General features: G+C 56.5%; 13 protein-coding genes. 2 read left to right on the top strand and 11 right to left on the bottom strand.

What is annotated here, in order from left to right:
- Window positions 1–20 precede the first annotated feature (20 nt).
- The 3 genes from dinG to C1N64_RS09095 all read right to left on the bottom strand — a co-directional run bounded on the left by dinG (window position 21) and on the right by C1N64_RS09095 (window position 3,459).
- Window positions 21–2,183, bottom strand: a complete 2,163-nt coding sequence (dinG, locus tag C1N64_RS09105; protein WP_394515433.1) for an ATP-dependent DNA helicase DinG — start codon at window positions 2,181–2,183, stop codon at window positions 21–23.
- Window positions 2,184–2,380: 197 nt separating this feature from the next.
- A complete protein-coding gene (locus C1N64_RS09100; protein WP_039341460.1) occupies window positions 2,381–2,899 on the bottom strand; it encodes a GNAT family N-acetyltransferase in 519 nt (172 codons plus the stop codon).
- The gene (locus tag C1N64_RS09095) at window positions 2,896–3,459 is read right to left on the bottom strand and encodes a helix-turn-helix domain-containing protein (protein WP_054687966.1); all 564 of its coding nucleotides are present in this window, start codon (window positions 3,457–3,459) and stop codon (window positions 2,896–2,898) included. The genes C1N64_RS09100 and C1N64_RS09095 overlap by 4 nt, the downstream gene beginning before the upstream one ends.
- Before the next feature lie 147 nt (window positions 3,460–3,606).
- Between C1N64_RS09095 and C1N64_RS09090 the strand changes: the two genes are divergently transcribed.
- Entirely contained in the window at window positions 3,607–4,341 is a 735-nt protein-coding gene (locus C1N64_RS09090; protein ID WP_006118575.1) for a MerR family transcriptional regulator, read from the top strand.
- 172 nt (window positions 4,342–4,513) lie between these two features.
- Here C1N64_RS09090 and C1N64_RS09085 read toward each other — a convergent pair whose 3' ends face one another.
- The 8 genes from C1N64_RS09085 to bglX form a co-directional block, all read right to left on the bottom strand.
- On the bottom strand, window positions 4,514–5,245 hold the full coding sequence (locus C1N64_RS09085; protein WP_367143207.1) for an ABC transporter permease: 732 nt from the start codon (window positions 5,243–5,245) through the stop codon (window positions 4,514–4,516).
- Window positions 5,233–6,180 carry an ABC transporter ATP-binding protein gene (locus tag C1N64_RS09080; protein WP_277281684.1) on the bottom strand — a complete coding sequence of 316 codons (948 nt, stop codon included), beginning with the start codon at window positions 6,178–6,180 and terminating at the stop codon, window positions 5,233–5,235. The genes C1N64_RS09085 and C1N64_RS09080 overlap by 13 nt, the downstream gene beginning before the upstream one ends.
- Window positions 6,173–7,348: an ABC transporter permease gene (locus tag C1N64_RS09075; RefSeq protein WP_375096601.1), complete on the bottom strand. Its 1,176-nt coding sequence runs from the start codon at window positions 7,346–7,348 to the stop codon at window positions 6,173–6,175. The genes C1N64_RS09080 and C1N64_RS09075 overlap by 8 nt, the downstream gene beginning before the upstream one ends.
- A gap of 2 nt (window positions 7,349–7,350) precedes the next feature.
- The gene (locus C1N64_RS09070) at window positions 7,351–8,208 is read right to left on the bottom strand and encodes a glycine betaine ABC transporter substrate-binding protein OsmF (protein WP_050504735.1); all 858 of its coding nucleotides are present in this window, start codon (window positions 8,206–8,208) and stop codon (window positions 7,351–7,353) included.
- Between the two features lie 231 nt (window positions 8,209–8,439).
- Window positions 8,440–8,973, bottom strand: a complete 534-nt coding sequence (gene idi / locus C1N64_RS09065; RefSeq protein WP_033737707.1) for an isopentenyl-diphosphate Delta-isomerase — start codon at window positions 8,971–8,973, stop codon at window positions 8,440–8,442.
- A 147-nt stretch (window positions 8,974–9,120) separates the two neighbouring features.
- On the bottom strand, window positions 9,121–11,016 hold the full coding sequence (locus tag C1N64_RS09060) for a methyl-accepting chemotaxis protein (RefSeq protein WP_058701065.1): 1,896 nt from the start codon (window positions 11,014–11,016) through the stop codon (window positions 9,121–9,123).
- A 178-nt stretch (window positions 11,017–11,194) separates the two neighbouring features.
- On the bottom strand, window positions 11,195–12,301 hold the full coding sequence (locus C1N64_RS09055; protein ID WP_394515432.1) for a suppressor of fused domain protein: 1,107 nt from the start codon (window positions 12,299–12,301) through the stop codon (window positions 11,195–11,197).
- A gap of 196 nt (window positions 12,302–12,497) precedes the next feature.
- Entirely contained in the window at window positions 12,498–14,795 is a 2,298-nt protein-coding gene (gene bglX, locus C1N64_RS09050; protein ID WP_394515431.1) for a beta-glucosidase BglX, read from the bottom strand.
- A gap of 151 nt (window positions 14,796–14,946) precedes the next feature.
- Here bglX and dld point away from each other — a divergent pair, with 151 nt between their 5' ends.
- Window positions 14,947–16,650 carry a D-lactate dehydrogenase gene (gene dld, locus C1N64_RS09045; protein ID WP_375124119.1) on the top strand — a complete coding sequence of 568 codons (1,704 nt, stop codon included), beginning with the start codon at window positions 14,947–14,949 and terminating at the stop codon, window positions 16,648–16,650.
- Window positions 16,651–16,666 lie beyond the last annotated feature (16 nt).

Genomic DNA, 16,666 nt, shown 5'->3' with positions numbered 1-16,666 from the left:
TTCCGTTCAGTGGTACCGACTTAACGCCGCGTCGCACGCGGTTTGCGCGCGCCAGGTTTGGATCGGGCCTTCAGGGCTTCAGGCTCAGGCGTCACCGGTTGTTCAATGGCGAACACGGGCAACGCGGCTAACAGCCGGGCACCGTAAGCTTTGCTCAGCAGACGGCGATCGTAAATCACGATTTCGCCATAGCACTGGTGGCTGCGAATTAAGCGCCCGACCTGCTGAATTAACGTAAAGGAGGCGCTGGGCAGGCTTTGCACTTCAAACGGATAGCGTTTGAGACTTTTTAGCCACTCTCCCTCGGTTAAAATTACCGGACTGTCTATGGGCGGGAAAGCGATTTTATGAATGTGCACCTGGCTGAGCAGCTCGCCTTTTAAATCCAGCCCCTCGGCAAAGGACTGCAAACCAATCAGAATGCTGGTTTCGCCCTGTTCTATCCGCTTACGGTGCAGGGCGATCAGCCGGCTACGCGGTTGATCGCCCTGCACCAGCATCATCAGGCGCAACTCGGGCAACGCCTCGACAAATTGCTGCATGGCCCGACCGCTGGCAAAGAGGACCAGAATGCCTTTGTGTTTATCGGTCTGCATTTGCTGACGAAAAAAGGCCGCCATCTCGGCGATATGGGCTGCTTCATTCGCCATCAGCGGCTCGTAGCGCATCTGCGGGATGACGAGCTTACCCTGGTCGACGTGGCTGAACGGCGAGTCCAGCGCCACGAAGCGGTCCCCGGCCTTTTCATTCAGCCCGGACATCTCCTGCAGGCGGGTAAAACTGTTTAATGAGCGCAGCGTCGCAGAGGTCACCACCACATGCGGGATCTTTCGCCACAACATTTTTTCCAGTTGATCGCAGACGCGAATGCCTGCGCAGTGAAACAAGAGATGTGCCTGCCCCTCACGCAGCTCGCGGGTAATCCATTTGGAGACGGGTGCGCCAGAGGCTTTCTCCATCGCGGCCAGCCGCCACAGTTTGCTGACCGATTCAAACCAGCCAAAGTGGCGGTTAAGCTGCAATAAATTGCGATGCAGACGGACCAGATCAACGCTGCCGGTTTGTTCACTCAGCGCGTTGATCAGTCCCTCCGCCAGCCCGCGCAGCGCATCGCTCAGCTTAAACAGACGCGCGCACAGCGCCAGCACATCCTCAGGCAACGCGCCCAGTACAAAGCGAAACTCGCCGGGCTGATTATGCGCGGGTAACAGCGGACTTAATGCATCGCTTATCACGGTCAGTAACTCGCGCAGTTCATCACAGTGCGCTTTCAGGCGTTCAGAACTGGCCAGCGGAGGTGGCGACTTGGGCCGCATCTGGCTCATTATCGCCTCGACCAGTTTGACAAACAGATCGAGCTGCAGGCTGGTCCAGCCCGGCGAGATATCCGCGCTCATCTCCAGCGCATCCCGCGCCACGTCGGGCAGATGGTGGCCTTCATCCACCACCAGCATCAGGTTTTTGGCGGGCGGCAATACCGATTCATTTTCCATTGCCGCCATCACCAGCGCGTGGTTGGCGACCACCACATCGACCTGCTCGATTTCACGTCGCGCGATAAAAAACGGACACTCCCGATACCAGCGACAATGCACGCCCAGACAACTGGCTTTATCCGTCGACAGGCGCTGCCACAGGCTGTCGCTGACGTTTTCATCGCTATGATCGCGCAGGCCATCCCACTGATGGCGATCGAGTGACTTTTGCAGCCGTCCGCACAGGATCTGCTCGTCTTTGGTACTGCTGACCGCGTCATCATCCAGGTAGAACAGCAAATCAGCCTGCTGATGATCATCCGCCACCAGCGCAGCCAGGTTACGCGGGCAGACGTAACGTCCCCGCCCAAAGGCCGCCGTAAAGGTTAAATCCGGAATGATTTTTTTCAGCAACGGCAAGTCTTTGCTGAAGATTTGATCCTGCAAGGCCACGTTGGCCGTGCTGATCACCAGCCGTTTCTCTTCGGCACGGCTGACGGCGATACCGGGGATCAGATAAGAAAGGGTTTTGCCCACGCCCGTAGGCGCTTCCACGGCCAGGTGACGACCATCATCACCCGACAGGCATTTTGCCACCTCAGCAATCATCTGACGCTGGGCCGGGCGAGGAATAAAATCGGGCACCTGTTGCTGCAGCGCTTTGTACCACTGTGCTATCTGGCTTTTTATTGCTGCTGTCAGGGCCATGTTTAGATTACCGTGTTACTCATTGGCCTGTATTTTTACACAGTATTGCGGTGTCGTCAGCTTTCAGGTCTGTTTTTTCGTGCCCGCTTCAGAAACGGGCGGCGAGGCGAGCGGGCTGAGCACCGTACAAACCGCGCGGCGCAGTGCATGTTTGATTGCCGATCCCGTTGACCCGGCGCACTCTCGCAGCACATCCGCTACGTCAGCAGCTTAAACATCACCGTGGTCGCGTCCATCTCACCGTGAATGGATTCCGCATAGAGAGGAATAAATCCGGCCACCTGCCAGTTCAGCGCCAGGTAAAGCTCGCTGGCGACATCGCCACGCCGCGTGTCCAGCACCAGTAAGCGTTTCCCCTGCTGGCGTGCCCGCTGCTCTGCCTGCTGCATTAACTGGCGTGCAATGCCCTGCCGCCGCGCGCGGGGATGCACTAATAATTTACTGATCTCGGCCCGGTGTCGGCCATTCGGCATTGCGCTCGCGTTCAGCATAACCGTCGCGACAACCGTGCCATGCTGACGGGCGACCAGCAGCTCACTTTGGCCCTGTTCCAGTCCGGCAAGCTGACGTTGCCAGAACTGATGAATGGCCGCCCGGTCATCGGGATCGATAAACCCGACGCTGGCCCCGTCGGCGACACAGGCCTGTAAAACCTCGACCAGCTCGCTTAACGCCTGGTGCGCCGCACCGGCGCTGAGTGATTCATAGAGTGTCATGGTTTACATACCACCAGCAGGTAACGCGCACCCTCAGTCAGATGCGCCTGAAAGCCGGATGCGCCCGTAAGATGGAAACGCAGGCTGTCGCCCGCACCGAGTGTCCAGCTCTGCGCGCCCATCGTTACCGTCAGTTGCCCTTGTCGCAGCCAGATATGCTGCTCCATGCCCTGCACGGGCGGCACATTATAATCAATACGGGCACCCGGTCGCAGCGTTCCCTCAATAAGCTCACATCGGAAGGTGGCCGCAGGCGGCGATACGTTACGGCGAATAAAACCGCTGGCTTCGTCCTGCCAGACCGGTTGGCGATCGCGCGGAATCAGCAGATCGTTACCTTCTTCGACTTCGCTCAACAGGCGTGACATTGTTAAACTGTAAGCGACACATAAGCGGTTCAGGAGAGCAGCCGTTGGACTGGTTTCAGCGCGCTCAATACGCGATAATGTTGCCCGGCTAATGCCTGTTGCGGTGGATAACTCATCCAGTGACCAGCCCTGTTTTATGCGCAGTTCTGCCAGGCGAGCCGCGAGGCGTTGTTCAGTATTATCAGCAGCCATTTTTATCTCTATTATGAAATTTAATTCTCACAATTGAGATAGGACACCATTTAAGCGCAGCCGTCAAGTTGTACATTTAAAAATTGGTTGTACAACTTAACAGGCTTCGCTATGGTGGTTTCATTCAGGTCAGTGAAAGAGGTAAATATGACCTTATACAGTATCGGCGACGTCGCCGAGCGCTGTGGCATAAATCCGGTTACCTTACGCGCCTGGCAACGACGTTATGGATTATTGAAACCACAACGTACTGAAGGCGGTCATCGACAGTTCGATGAAGAAGATGTTCAGCGCATCCAGGAAATTATGCGCTGGATTGAGAGTGGAGTCCCGGTAGGCAAGGTAAAAGCCCTACTGGAAGGCGGCGATGTTGATACGCATGATGGCTGGACGGCTATGCAGGACGAGCTTATCAGCATACTGCGCCATGTAAGACCGGCAAAGCTACGCAATAAAATCGCCTTAATTGGCCGCGAATATGCAGTCGATTCGTTGATCGATCATGTTTTTATGCCCGTAAGGCAAAAACTCAGCCTTGATCAGAATACGGCCCGCACGATGTGCAGCCTGCTGGACGGCATTCTGATCGACTATGTGGCGTTCTGTCTTGCCAGTAATCGCAAAAAGGCAGGCAAGGAAGCGCTGATCATTGGCTGGGGCATTGAGGATCGAACCCGCATCTGGCTGGAAGGCTGGCGGTTATCCCAGCACGGCTGGCGGATTGATGTGCTGTCAGAACCGCTGGATGTTCCGCGACCGGAGCTGTTTCCCGGGCTGAATATGTTTGTTTTTACGGGGAAAAAACTGACGCGTCGTCAGCAGGAACAACTGTCGCACTGGCAGGAGCAGGGATTCTCTGTGCTTTTGCATGAGGCTCACTGACACAAAAACGCACGCTCGGCACTATGACGGCTGCCTTGCGCGCGCTATCATCCCCGCCTTCACATCAACACCTTCAGGTTATTTATGAACTGGAAAAAAACCTTTTTCGCCACGCTGTTTGCTATTCTGGCGCTTGGCGGAACCAGTGGGCTGATGCTGGTTGGCTATTCGCTCATCGTCCATTCACGCTAAATCTGCGCTGTAGCCGTTCAAACAGGCGATCGCAGACAATCGCCAACAGTGCGACCAGTAAAGCGCCCTGCAGCACATAGGCGGTATTAAAGCCGCTTAATCCAATAATGATGGGCGATCCCAGGCTTTTTGCTCCTACGGTAGAGGCGATGGCTGCCGTACCGATATTGATAATCACCGACGTGCGCATTCCCGCAATAATCACTGGCGCGGCCAGGGCGAGCTCCACCTGCCATAAGCGCTGCCAACGGCTCATTCCCACCCCTACGGCAATCTCCCGGCTGCTGGCAGGCACGTTGTCCAGCCCTGCTAAGGTGCCCTGAAGGATGGGCAGCAAACCATAGAGCAATAATGCCACGATCGCGGGCCAGGCGCCAAATCCCATCACCGGTATCGCAATGGCCAGCACGGCCACAGGCGGGATGGTCTGACCGGCTGCCGCAATGGTTTCCAGCAGAGGGCGGAAAGCGCGACCACTGCGACGCGTCGCCAGCACGCCACAGCCGACGCCGATAGCGGTTGCCAGCAGACTGGCTACGACCACTAAAAACAGGTGCGCCAGGGTGAGTTGCCAGAAACTGTCCTGCTGGTAGAGTGGGCGCGCAAGTTCAGGAAACCAGGCGGCAAACAGCGGGCCACTGTAGGGCATCGCCCAGAGCAGTCCCAGATAGAGCAGCACCAGCCACAGCAGCGGATCGGCTAACCGTCGCATCGGCCCGTCTCCGCATGATGCAGCAGGTCAGCGAAGTGAAGCACACCAAGCGGGCGGCGATCGCCATCGACTACCGGCAATTTATCGGTGCCGCGACTGATAAACTGCGACAGCGCCTCACGTAACGTCAGATCTGCCCTGAGCGGTTCTGCTTCCAGCCATTCGCCATGACGCACCACGCTGCCGACCTGTCCGAGCGCCAGTAGCCGCAGTCCTCTTTCACTGCGGCCAAAAAAATCCCGGACAAAATCGTTGCCTGGCCGGGTCAGCAACGTCAGCGGTTTGCCCTGCTGAACGATCTCACCGTCATGGAGCAGCACGATGTTGTCGGCCAGCGTCAGGGCTTCATCAATATCATGCGTCACCAACACAATCGTGCAGCCGGAGACCTGATGGATACGTAACATTTCCTGTTGTAGCGCGCTGCGCGTTACCGGATCCAGTGCACCAAACGGTTCATCCATCAGTAATACTTGTGGATCGGCTGCCAGCGCCCGGGCAACCCCGACGCGCTGCTGCTGCCCGCCGGAAAGCTGATGCGGATAGCGATGCAATAAGGCCGGATCCAGATTCAGTAGCGTGATGAGTTCCGCAATTCGTGCCTGGCGGCGTGCATTCGGCCAGCCAAGCAAGGCGGGCACCGTGGCAATATTCTTTTCGATCGTCCAGTGGGGAAATAACCCCGTCGACTGAATCGCATAGCCCATTTGTCGGCGCAGGGCCTGCGCATCCAGCTGACGAATCGACGTCCCCCGAAAGCGAATATCGCCCTGATCGTACTCCACCAGGCGGTTAATCATTTTCAGCGTGGTCGACTTGCCGGAACCCGACGTACCCAACAGAACGCTAAAGCTCCCCTCGGCAAGCGTCAGAGAAAGATTTTTCACCGCCGCCTGGCCCGCAAAGTATTTTGTGACGCGCTCAAACTCAATCATCGCTTCGCTCCAGCAGGGCTATCACTACCCGAAATAACGCATCCAGCACGACCGCCAGCGCAATGACCGGGATCACGCCTAACAGCACCAGATCCAGCGCATTGCTCAGCAATCCCTGGAAAATAATGGCGCCGAATCCGCCTGCGCCAATCAGCGCCGCGATCACCGCCATGCCCAGCGTCTGCACCACCACCACACGTAATCCTGCCAGCCACACTGGCAACGCCAGGGGGACGTCAACGGCAAGGAACTGCTGGCGGCGGCTCAGTCCCATGCCGCGCGCAGTTTCGCGCACGTCCGGAGGCACCTGTTGCAGACCGGTCACCACATTGCGCACAAGCGGCAACAGCGCATAGAGCACCAGGGCGATGATCGCGGGCGCCATCCCAATGCCGCTGATGCCCCATTCACCTGCCAGGGGAACACGTTTTGCCAGCGCCGCCAGCGGGGCAATCAGTAAACCAAACAACGCCACTGAGGGCACTGTCTGAACGACATTCAGTACGCCAAACACACTGCTTTGCCAGCCAGGCCGTCGGTAGAGCGCTATGCCAAGCGGCAACGCGATGAGTAAGGCAGGCAGAACGGTGCCGACTAATAACGTCAGATGGCGCAGTAAAGCGGCATCGAACACCGCCTCACGACTGGCATATTCTTTAAGCAGAGACAGCTGTGAAAGTTGACCGCTGAACAGCAGAAACAGAGGGATGATCCAGATCGACAGATTCAGCACGAGCTGCCAGCGCTTATGTTTGGTTAACTGACGCACCGTATCCGTGATGAGCAGTAGCGTAATGGCACTTGCACACCACATGCCGCTGGCAAAACGGGTACGCGCGAGCCGGCTACCCTGCTCCGCCACCCATGTTGCCTGATCGCCGCACACGCCAGTCAGCGCCGCCAACAGCAGGGCGGCGGTGAGGAATTGCAGGGCGCTGCGCAGGGAAGACGATCGTATCCATAACAGTGCCACCAGCATCAGCCACAGCGGGAGCACCAGGCTGCCGTGTGCGGTTTGCCAGAGCATCAGGGACTGGCCGCTGACCAGCCGGTTGGCCGCCACAATGACAAACGGCAGCCCGCCCAGCACCAGACTCAGGAGCAAAACAAGGACCAGAGCCACAGGCTGTCGCCAGGGCCAGTTGATGACCGACCGCGTAAGCGACACCGTTACAGCAGCTTTTGCTGTTGCAGCCACGCTTTTGCCACACTGCTGGCATCCTGCCCTTCCACAGCAATTTTGGCGTTGAGCTGTTGCAATGTCTTTTCGTCAAGTGCACTGAACGCCGGTTTTAGCCAGGCATCCATTTGCGGATAGGCTTTGAGCACTGCTTCACGTACAACGGGTGTGGGCGCATAGATGGGCTGCACGCCTTTGGGATCGCTCAGGGTTTTCAGGCCCAGCGCGGCAACCGGGCCATCCGTGCCGTAGGCCATGGCCGCATTTACCCCGGAGGTTTGCTGGGCGGCCGCACCGATAGTCACCGCCGTATCGCCGCCTGCCAGCGATAACAGTTGATCCTGCTTAAGCGTAAAGTCATAGGCTTTTTCAAAGGCCGGCAACGCATCGCTGCGTTCAATAAATTCCGCCGAGGCAGCCAGCTTAAACGTACCGCCTTTTTTGAGATAAGCGCTCAGGTCCTGTAGTGAATTAAGCTGATTTTTTTCGGCCACATCATTGCGCACCGCAATGGTCCAGGTGTTATTGGCGGGCGCGGGCGTCAGCCAGATCAGGTGATTTTTCTCTGCATCCAGCTTTTTGACCTTCTCATAACCCTGACGGGCATTCTTCCAGGCACTGTCTTTTTCGTCGTTAAAAAAGAACGCGCCATTACCGGTGTATTCCGGGTAGATATCCAGTTCCCCCGCCGTAATGGCACCGCGTACCACCTGGGTGGCGCCCAACTGGATTTTATTCACGGTTTTGACACCATGCTTTTCCAGCACCAGCAGAATCACATTTCCCAACAGTGAGCCTTCGGTATCAATCTTGGAACCGACACGAACCGGTTCGGCCGCATGCGCCATCCCGAGACTAAACACTACTGCACCGATGCCCGCCCAACCGCGAATAGTTGCCATGTTGCTTTCCTTATCACGTTATTCACCTGGAGTCGCCGTTGGTTGTCAGCACTGCGAAACGCGCACGGGCACCCCACCGTTTTTATTCATTGCAATAAAAGCGTAGCCTGGCAACAGCGTTGCGCGATGGGTTTTGTGACGAAACCGGCCCTGACCACATCAGCCAGGGCGAGATCGTTATGCCGGGAAAGTGAAATGCTCAAGGTAGGCAGGAATACGCGGGAACGTATGAAGAAACCAGGGCGTAAACTGCTGCGGCTGCTGCTGCATTTGCCGGGCGATATCCTGCATCGAACGGTAGTCGAAAGCGTCGGCCTCCTGCGGATTAAGCTGGGGCAGCTCATCGCTGAGCGCAAAAAACACATGGCCGTATTCATGCTCTGTCAGACCATTACTCAGGGGCAGGTTGTAGCTCAGTTCGAAGATCGGCGTCAGCGACAAGGTCATGCCCATTTCTTCACGTAACCGACGTTCAGCCGCGTCTTTAGTCGACTCATGAGGATAAGGATGGCCGCAGCAAGTATTACTCCAGAGGCCGCCGCAATGGTATTTATCGCTGGCGCGACGCTGAAGCAGCAATTCCTGACGGGCGTTAAAAACATACACCGTCACGGCACGGTGCAGTAATCCTTTTTCATGTACTTCCAGCTTTTCCATTTTGCCAGTGGGGCGATCAAGATGGTCGACGAGGATGACTTCAATAGCAGACATGAGGATTCCTTGAATGTGTTCCTCATCATTCTGGCACAAGATCGGCGAGGTTGAGGGGATAAAATTGTGCTGTTTATGCACAAATCTGTCAGAGGGTGAAGCCGATCGGCAAAAATGTCGGGCCAGCGGAGGCTGGCCCGATGGGCGTTACAGTTTAAAGCTTTTCACAACCTGTTCCAGTTGCAGACTTTGCGCTTCCATCGCCTGGGCGGCTGAGGAGACTTCTTCAACCAGCACGGCGTTTTGCTGCGTGGTGCTGTCTAGCTGGTTGATGGCCACGTTGACCTGCTCAATGCCCATGCTCTGCTCACGGCTGGCCGCCATAATCTCGCTCATCAGCGTGGTCACGCTGCTGACGCCCTGCACCAGTTCGTCCATCGTCTGCCCGGCCTGCTCGACCAACTGGCTACCCGCATCGATATTGGCTACGGACTCTTCGATGAGTTTTTTGATCTCACGGGCGGAGTTAGCGGAACGTTGCGCCAGGTTACGGACTTCTGATGCCACCACGGCAAAGCCCCGGCCCTGTTCTCCGGCACGCGCCGCTTCAACGGCGGCGTTCAGCGCCAGGATATTGGTCTGGAAGGCAATGCTGTCGATCACGCTAATGATATCCACGACTTTACGTGAAGAGTGATGGATTTCACCCATGGTGCTGACGACCTGCCGAACCACCTCTGTGCCACGTGCCGCCACCTGTGACGCCTCACCGGCCAGCTGGTTCGCATGTGTGGCGTTATCGGCGTTCTGACGCACGGTGCCGGTCAGCTGTTCCATTGAGGCCGCGGTCTCAACAATCGAGCTGGCCTGATCTTCCGTCCGTGACGACAGATTCGTATTACCGCTGGCAATTTCACGTGATGCGGCTGAAATGGCCAGTGCGCTGCTGCCAACCTGCTGCATTAACCCTTGCAGGTAGCTGATAAAATTATTGAAGCTCTGTGCCACCGCGTTGAATTCCGGGCTGTTGCTGGCCGGCAGGCGCTGGGTCAAATCCGCACCGCCTGTCGACAAGGCTTCAATATTTTGATTCAGCATTCTCAGACGCTTCATCATCGCGCGGACAAAGCCTAACAGCACCAGTAACAGAATAACTGCCAGCGGGATCTGTACCAGGCCCAGACGCATCAGCATGTTGTGGGACTGTGCTTTCAGGAGGCTGCTCGGAACGCTACTGGCCAGATACCACGGGCTGCCCGGAATAGCCTGTAAAAACAGCGTCTGTTCACCGTCATGACTATTGTAAGTGGTTTCTGTCGGCTGGGTGCCTGCGTGAGCCAGCAGGGTTTTCAATGGCCCAGCCATTGGATTCTGCAGATCGCTCAGGTTCTCAAGTTTCGGCGTACCGTTCGCCAGCGCTGCGTTGCCGACCACTTTGCCGTCAGACTCAACGATCAGTACGTCTCCATGAATCGCCTCGCCCATTTTTTTAGCCAGTTGGTTGAAAAAACCCAACGTAACGTCGATCGTTGAGACGCCCCAGATGGAACCGTCGCGGTAGATGGCCATCGCACAGTTGGTACGCGGCTGTGGGCTGGCGGCATCCTGATAAGCCTTAGCCCAGGCGCACTGCCCTTTTGGTGCAGCCATCCCGTCTTTGTACCAGGGCTGCTCCCAGTACTTGTCAGCCGCCTCAGAGTTCCAGTAGGTATTCACCTGCAGCTTATTGCTGGCATCACGCGCGAAAAAGCTGCTGTCTCTCTCTTTTCCGGCTTCGCGACGATTAGGTAAGGGCCAGATACCGCCGCCAAAGACGTTGCTGTCCTGATACTGGTTGACCAGCGCCGGTAATAAGGTGTCGATCGCCGCGCTGTCGATGACGGCCGCAGCCTCGGTGATGGCGCGTTGCTGCGCCTGCACACGGTTCATTTGCTCAACAATGCCGGTAGCCAGTGAATCCACCTGATAACGAATCAGGCGGCTTTCATTTTCCACCAGTTGAGGCGCAACAAACTGATTAATTACCCAGATAGTGACCAACATTAACGCAACAAAGAAGCCGATAAGTGTTGCGGTGAAGCGGGATTGCGTGGTCTTTAACATCATTGTTCCCCTGACCTTTTGTGGCGCCATTGCCTGATCCGGGTTAACGGCACAGCAAAGGGGAACTTGAGTAGACTAGATCACAAATTTAACAAGTCATTTAACAATAAAGATATTTAATTGCGCCAGGTGCGTAACTTTCTTACCCCTGGCGGCAGGCGGCACCCGATTGCGCGGCTTATCCCGCCTCGACGACCTGATCGCGTGGCCGGAAAATATGGGTATTTCCGCCAGCGGAAAGGCGTTCACGCAGTTGTTGCCCGCCCTGGGGTTCAGCCTGAGCAAACTGACGCTCCGCTTCGGTTACCGGCGTGGCCCACAGTAACGTTGGCCTGTCGCCATCGCGCCTCGGCAGGACAAACTGCGCGCTTTCCGGTGCCAGCTCGTTGGCTAACAGATAGCTTTCAAATCCCACAGGAGCCACTTCCGAAGCCAGCGTATGGCCTTCGCCGAGCCAGGTGAGGCGCGCCCATGGTAAATGCACAAATTCTGCCAGCGCACTGGCCATTTGCACCGCATTGCTCTCCGTCATCACCTCGCCATCAACAGCCATCCCCAGCTCTGCCCGGCGATAGTGCGGTGCCAGTTCATCAAACAGAAAATCCACCTGCGGCATGGGACGAATACTCATCCCCAGCGTCAGAAAATACCAGATGCCGTTGTGATAATGCTGCGACAGCGCCATTGGCGGCCAGTTGCCTTGATCGATCGCGTAGTATTTTACCGACTCGCCAAACTGTGCCTGATAACAGGTCATCAGATCCTGCTGTACCTTGTCCCATTCGCTGCCGTCATGCCATTCACGCCAGAACTGCCGTTGCTGTTCGGCCAGGGCGTAATAATGGTTAGTGGACGCCGAACCCAGGGGTGCGGTCAGCCGGTTCTTTTTAATACAGCCTGCAGAAAAACTGACCTGCTTATCCTGATAAAGACTCCAGCCCGGGATCACGGCAAGAAGCTGACCGTAGTACCAGAGTGCTGCGCCCGCGTCGCCCGGTTCCCAGAGTATTTGCAGCCCGGCCGGATCCAGCGGCGGCTCCGCTTCCAGGTTACGACAGTATTCGGCACTTAACAGGGGGGCAATGCCCTGCGCCATCGCCTGGTGATCGTCCTCAACCGGCGCGGGCAGGAGGTTACGTAACCAGCAGCCCCGCACCGCAAACTGGCTACGAAACAGGTCAGTGGGCCAGATATAGAAATAAGCAGTACGCGCATCCTGTTCGACAATGGCCGTCAGGGTGCGCTGCTGATTGTGGGCTTCGGCAATCAGTGTTTGGTACGTCATAGCGCCTCATTCGTGCTTGAGGAATCCATTTTCCCCGAGGATAGAGCAGGATCATGCCTGTCGCCATGTCAGACAAGGGTAAAACTCTCAAAGTGGGGAGGTCCGGGCAGGATGGCTGAAGCAGAAACGGGATGCGCTTCCCCGGAACGGGGAAGCGTTAATCAGCACGAACCGGACGCGCGGTTCGTGCCGGGGCTTACTGATAGGTAAACTGGGCGTTCTGGGTGCGTACTGAGTCCAGACCAATCATGACGTTAAATTTGCCCGGTTCAGCAACGTGTTTCATCTGCTGATTCCAGAATTTCAGTGCATCAACGTCAATCCTGAAGGTCACTTTCTGCGACTCCCCGGCTTTAAGCATGATCCGTTTGAACCCGTGCAGCTCTTTTACCGGCCGGCTCATGCTGGCTACCGGATCGTTCAGGTACAGCTGGACGACCGTGGCCCCGTCAACTTTACCGCTGTTTGTTACGGTCACGCTGGCTTCAACACTGCCGTTGTGCGGCATGGTTTCAGCGGACAGCGTCACCGGCGACACGGTAAACGTGGTATAGCTCAGGCCGTAACCAAACGGATAGAGCGGGCCATTTTCCGCATCGTAATAATGGGACGTGTACTTGTTTGGCTTGGCAAAGTTATAAGGCCGGCCGGTCGGCAGATGGTTGTAATAGATGGGAATTTGTCCCACGGAACGCGGGAAGGACATCGGCAGCTTGCCGGACGGGTTGTAATCGCCAAACAGCACATCCGCAATGGCATTGCCCCCTTCTGTCCCGCTGAACCAGGTTTCCAGCATGGCATCGGCCATACGATCTTCGTTGACCAGCGCCAATGGACGACCGTTCATCAGTACGATGATCAGCGGCTTGCCTGTTGCCTTCAGCGCAGCCAGTAATTTTTGCTGCGCAGGTGGAATCATCAGATCGCTACGGCTGGACGCTTCGTGCGCCATGCCCTGCGCTTCCCCCACGGCGGCCACGACGACATCTGCCTGTTTTGCCTTCTCTACCGCCTCATCGATCATGGCCTGTGCGGAGCGCGGATCGACGACGATGGCAGGTTCATACATATTCAGGAAGTCCTGAATACCTTTGTTGTCTGACACGTTGGATCCTTTGGCATACAGCAGCGTCGCTTTACCCTGCGTCGCATTTTGCATCCCCTGCAACAGCGAAACAGACTGTTTCGCGACACCTGCCGCTGACCAGCTGCCCATGATATCGCGCTGGCTGTCTGCCAGCGGCCCGATCAAGGCAATGGTGCCGGATTTTTTCAGCGGTAACGTATTCAGGCGGTTTTTCAGCAGCACCATACTTTTGCGTGCCACATCCCGGGCTTCGGGACGATGCAGGCGGCTTTCCGCATTGGTGTCCTGGGGATCGCTCTCTTTCGGCCCCAGATGACTATAGGGATCGTTAAACAGCCCCATGTCGTATTTCACGTTAAGCACGTGGCGCGCCGCATCGTCGATTTCCGCCCGACTGACGATGCCGCGTTTCACCAGGTCCGGTAAGTATTTGCTGTAATATTCATCGCTCATACTCATATCGACACCGGATTTGAGGGCAATACGCACCGCATCCTGAGGATCGCTCGCCACGCCATGTTTAATCAACTCTTTGATCGCACCGTGGTCGCTGATGGTGATCCCTTTAAATTTCCAGTCACGACGCAGCAGATCTTTCAGCAGCCAGCTGTCGGCCGTGGCGGGCACACCATTAATGGAGTTGAGTGCCACCATGACGCCGCCGCTGCCGGCATCCAGAGAGGCTTTATACGGCGGCAGATAGTCCTGGAACATGCGTTGCGGACTCATGTCCACGGTGTTGTAATCCCGTCCGCCTTCAACCGCGCCGTACAGCGCAAAGTGCTTAACGCTGGTCATAATGTTGTAGCGGTCTGCCGGGCTTTTGCCCTGCATCGCTTTCACCATGGTGCGTCCCATTTCGGACGTTAAATAGGTGTCCTCGCCGAAGCCTTCGGACACGCGTCCCCAGCGCGGCTCCCGGCTGACGTCAACCATCGGCGCCCAGGTCATATTTAACCCATCGTCTGCCGCTTCATAAGCTGAAATGCGCCCAACCTCTTTAACGGCATCCAGATCCCAGCTGGAGGCTAACGCCAGCGGAATCGGGAAAATCGTCCGCTGACCGTGCACGACGTCATAGGCGAAAAACAGCGGAATTTTCAGCCGGCTGAGCTGCATCACCTGATCCTGCATCGCCCGGATATCCGGGCGCGTAACTGTATTAAAAATCGCGCCCACCTGCCCCTTGTGGATCATCTCACGCACGGCTTCTTTTGGCGTATCCGGTCCCACGCTAATTAAACGCAACTGGCCAATTTTCTCATCCAGCGTCATCTTTTTAAGCAGATTATTGACGTAGGCATCACGCGCCTTTTCGGTCATCGGATGCTGAACGGTGGGCTCCCCGGCCAGTGCAGGTTGCAGCGCAAGGGAAACAGCGAGGCTAACAGCGCAAATCCATTTCATCGGGTTGGGTTCTCTTAAGTAACTGCGCAATATCGACTAAATGCAGGATGGCATCATCAGAGCATAGCATGTCGCCTGCGGCTATCACACTGCGCCCGACGCAACTGACGTGCTACAGTAAGGACGCATGCATACGACAAGGGAATTGCCCATGATGACATCGTCTGTCCTGATTGCCGATCTGCGCCGTCTGGTTGGCACAAGTAACGTTCTGACTGAGGCCGCGCACACGGCTCGCTATCGTAAAGGCTTTCGTTCTGGTGAAGGCGAGGCGCTGGCCGTGGTGTTTCCGGCTACGCTGCTGGAGCTGTGGCGCGTACTACAAACGCTGGTCGCTGCGGATGCAATCATTTTGATGCAGGCGGCCAATACCGGCCTGACCGAAGGCTCGACGCCGCAGGGCGACGACTACGATCGTCCGTTGGTGATTATCAGCACACTGAAGCTGGATAAGCTACAGCTCATCGATAAGGGCCGACAGGTCCTGGCCTTTCCGGGCAGTACCCTGTATCAACTGGAAAAGATCCTGAAGCCGCTGGGCCGTGAGCCGCACTCGGTGATTGGATCTTCCTGTATTGGTGCGTCGGTGCTGGGTGGCATCTGTAATAACTCTGGCGGCTCGCTGATCAAACGCGGCCCGGCCTACAGTGAAATGGCGCTGTTTGCTCAGATTGATGCCCAGGGGCGACTGAAGCTGGTCAATCATCTGGGCATTGACCTGGGCACCTCGCCGGAAGAGATTCTGGGACGTCTGGATGACGATCGCTGGCAGCCGGACGATGTCCTGCATGATGGCCGTCACGCGTCCGATCATGATTATGCTGACCGCGTGCGCGATGTGAATGCCGATACGCCCGCCCGTTTTAACGCGGATGCCCGTCGTCTGTTTGAAGCGTCCGGCTGCGCAGGCAAGCTGGCGGTTTTCGCGGTACGCCTGGACACATTTGAGCAGGAACCGCAGCAGCAGGTGTTCTATATTGGCACTAACGATGCCGCCGTGCTCAGCGACCTGCGCTGCCATATGCTGGCCCATTTTAAAAACCTGCCCGTTGCCGCGGAATATATGCACCGGGATATCTACGATATCGCCGAAGTGTACGGCAAAGATACATTCCTGATGATTGACAAGCTGGGCACCGACAAGATTCCCCTGTTTTTTACGCTTAAAGGTCGGGTTGACGGCTGGCTTAATAAACTGTCTTTCATAAAACCGCATCTGACTGACCGGCTGCTGCAACGGCTGAGTCGCCTGTTTCCGGCGCATCTGCCGAAACGCATGAAACAGTATCGCGATAAATACCAGCATCATTTAATGCTGAAAATGTCGGGTGACGGCGTCGAAGAGGCGCGCAACTACCTGCGGGAGTTTTTCCGTGAAGGTGGCGGAGAGTTTTTTGAGTGCGAAGGCAAAGAAGGCGCGCACGCTTTCCTGCACCGCTTTGCCGCTGCCGGTGCGGCAGTGCGTTATCACGCCGTTCACGCCACAGAGGTGGAAGATATTCTGGCGCTGGATATTGCGCTGCGCCGCAATGACAGAGACTGGTTCGAAACCCTGCCTGCCGGGATAACGCAGTCACTCAGTCATCAGCTGTATTACGGCCATTTTTTCTGCCATGTCTTCCATCAGGACTACATCGTTAAAAAAGGGGTGGATGTCCATGCCCTGAAAGCGCAAATGCTGGCGATTCTGAAGACGCGCGGCGCGGAGTATCCGGCAGAGCATAACGTCGGCCATCTCTATCAGGCCCAGCCGCAGTTGGCCGCGTTCTATCGTCAGCTCGATCCGACCAACAGCTTTAACCCCGGTATTGGCAAAACCAGTAAGCTGAAAGGCTGGGCGGTCAGGCAGCCCTGACGCCTCAAAAGGCCAT

It is taken from the genome of Pantoea sp. SGAir0215 (assembly GCF_043543215.1).
The sequence above is the reverse complement of the archived record's forward strand: the minus strand, read 5'-3'. Positions and strand labels throughout refer to the sequence as shown.